This is a genomic window from Nonomuraea sp. NPDC049309, from assembly GCF_043196965.1.
Lineage (GTDB): Bacteria > Actinomycetota > Actinomycetes > Streptosporangiales > Streptosporangiaceae > Nonomuraea > Nonomuraea fastidiosa.
This window is the reverse complement of record NZ_JBICSH010000005.1, coordinates 729,094-731,400: the sequence shown is the minus strand read 5'-3', so window position 1 is coordinate 731,400 and position 2,307 is coordinate 729,094. Positions and strand designations below refer to the sequence as shown.

At 66.4% G+C, this 2,307-nt stretch carries 2 protein-coding genes; both read right to left on the bottom strand.

What is annotated here, in order from left to right:
• Nucleotides 1-1,006: 1,006 nt before the first annotated feature.
• Nucleotides 1,007-1,255 carry a hypothetical protein gene (locus tag ACGFIM_RS31690; RefSeq protein ID WP_393207738.1) on the bottom strand — a complete coding sequence of 83 codons (249 nt, stop codon included), beginning with the start codon at nucleotides 1,253-1,255 and terminating at the stop codon, nucleotides 1,007-1,009.
• Nucleotides 1,252-1,746, bottom strand: coding sequence for an SAM-dependent methyltransferase (locus tag ACGFIM_RS31685; RefSeq protein WP_393207735.1), 495 nt, complete (start codon nucleotides 1,744-1,746; stop codon nucleotides 1,252-1,254). The genes ACGFIM_RS31690 and ACGFIM_RS31685 overlap by 4 nt, the downstream gene beginning before the upstream one ends.
• Between the last annotated feature and the right edge of the window lie 561 nt (nucleotides 1,747-2,307).

Below are 2,307 nucleotides of genomic sequence, written 5' to 3'. Positions count from 1 at the left end.
GCACTCGGGAGGGTGTGGGAGAGTAGGTCACCGCCGGACAATTTTTGAGAGAGGGGTTCTGGCACCTGTTGTGGGTGTCAGGGCCCCTCTTTTTTTGTGTTTCGGGTTTGGTGTGTTCGGGGGGTGGGTTGGTTGTTTTCGGTGGGTGCTGGGTTGTTTGTTTTCGGTTGTTGGTTTTTGGTTCTCTGATTGGTGTCGGGTGTCTCGCTTAAGGGTGCTCGGTTTGTTTGGGTGCGGGTGGGTTCGGGGTTCTGCGTGGGTGGGGTTTTTGTTTGGCGGGTGGGGTTTTCTGTTTGTGCGGGCTGGTTTTCCTTGGCTGTGGTTGTGGTCGGGGTGGTTCGGGGGGATTTGGCGCGGCTGGGGAGGCCGGGCTTTGTGTGGTGTCGGTCCTGCCGCAGACTCAGGGTGTTTCTGGTCACGTATGTTACGGTCGCTCGCTATCCGACGCCGGTGCGGGCGAAGCCGCCCGCGCCGTCTGCGCCATCGGCCCTGGCCGGTCGGCATCTTGAGCACCTTATGAAGCGTGGGTGGGGCTCGGAGCCGGCTATCGCGGGGATTGCCTGGAGGCTTCTCGGGACCTAGTGCCTTGGCGGTGAGGTCGGGGCTCAGCGTTGCCGGTGTGGTGTCGGTCCTGCCGCATGGTCATGGCGTTCCTGGTCGTGTGCGGGTGGGCCGGATTTTTGCGGGCTGGGTCTTTCTCGGCTGTGGGTGTGCTGGTCTTTGGGCGCGATCCGGTGAGTCTGCCGTGCGCGTGTGAATAAGCGCCCTTAGGGTGGGGGTTAAGTCTGCCGCCGGCGTGGTTCGGGGGACACTTACCCCGGCTCGGGGAAGCTGGGCTGCGTCCATAGTGTTTCTGGGCGTGCGCGTATGCCATCCGAGGAGAGTATGGCGCCGGCTCCGTTCTGGAGCCTTTCTGTTCTCTCGAAAGACGGGTCCAGCAGCTTGTGCCATGCGGAAGGTGCGGTGCGGGCCTGCGTTGCGGGCGGTTGAGCCGGGGCTTGTCGCTTCAGAGGGGACGGAGGACGAAGACGCCCCAGCCGAGGTAGTCGCGGCCGTACTCCAAATGCGACCGGCGGGATCGGGTGAGGAAGTCGCGCAGGGCGGGAACGTCGGGGTGGCCGGGGTAGGCACAGAGCCAGTCGCTGAGCGCCCACCATTGGGGGGCCATGTAGCGGTCCCAGCTGTCGGGGTCGGCCAGCACCATCTCGATGAGTTCGAAGCCGGCTTCCTCCGCGCGGTCGGCCGTACCGATCAATGAGGTGAAATCGTCCTCGCCGACCTGCAGAGCGGCGAGGGCCTCGGGTGGCGGGGCGACTGCCAGTAGCACTCGCCGACGAGCACCAGGCCGTCCGGGCGCAGAAAGCGGCGCATCAGCGCCAGCGTGCCCTTCAGGCCGCCGCCGATCCAGGTCGCGCCGATGCAGGACACGACGTCGTACGACTCAGGAGCGTCGGTGTACGTGCTCGCGTCGGCTCCGACGAACTTGACCCGATCCGCGACGGCCAGCTCTTCGGCGCGCTTTCTGGCCGCCTCCAGAAACACTTCGCTGATGTCGACGCCCACGCCCTCGATGGCGTGTTCGTGCGCCCAGCGGGAAAGGAGCACGCCCTTTCCGCAGGCCAGGTCGAGGATGCGCGTACCGGGCGTGAAACCGCAGATCTCGCCCAGGAGGCGGAGCTTGTCGTCCGTCAGGGGGTTCAGGATCCGGTGACGCGACTCGGCGATTTCGTGGAAGCGAAGGGACATGGCAGGCAGTGTCTCGGCCTGGATGTCCGGGGTCCACTCGATATCGGTTTGCGGCGGGCTCGTGGACGTTCCGTGGCTTGCTAGGCTGGGAGCACACCGGGCCACCCCAGGGGTGGCCTTCGTCGCGTAAGGCCCGCAGGCGGGCGGCGACCAGCCTGGTGGACCGTCGTTGTGAGTCCGCCGGGTGAATCAACGAAATGGACCAGAAGTGAACAGAGACAACGGATCGGACGGCGGACAGCGCGGGCGCGGCGACTACGGGGACAGGCGCTCCGGCGGAGGGGGCAGAAGCGGCGGGTACGGATCCCGCGGGCGTGATTCCGGCGGCGACCGTCCGTTCCGTTCAGACGACAGGTCGCGCTACGGCAATAGGGGCGACAGGGGACCGCGGCGCGACGACTATCGAGACGACCGCCGTTCCTACCGGGACCGCGATGACCGCGGGCCGCGCCGTGACAGCGGCTATGGCGATCGGCGTGAGGGCGGCTACCGGGGTGACCGGGGCTCTCGGCGTGAGTGGGACGATCGCCGGTCGTACCGGGATCGGGATGATCGTGGGCC

Bases quoted from the DNA above. Each gene is read 5' to 3' on its own strand.
- ACGFIM_RS31685 (WP_393207735.1), bottom strand. From the start codon at position 1,746: ATGTCCCTTCGCTTCCACGAAATCGCCGAGTCGCGTCACCGGATCCTG.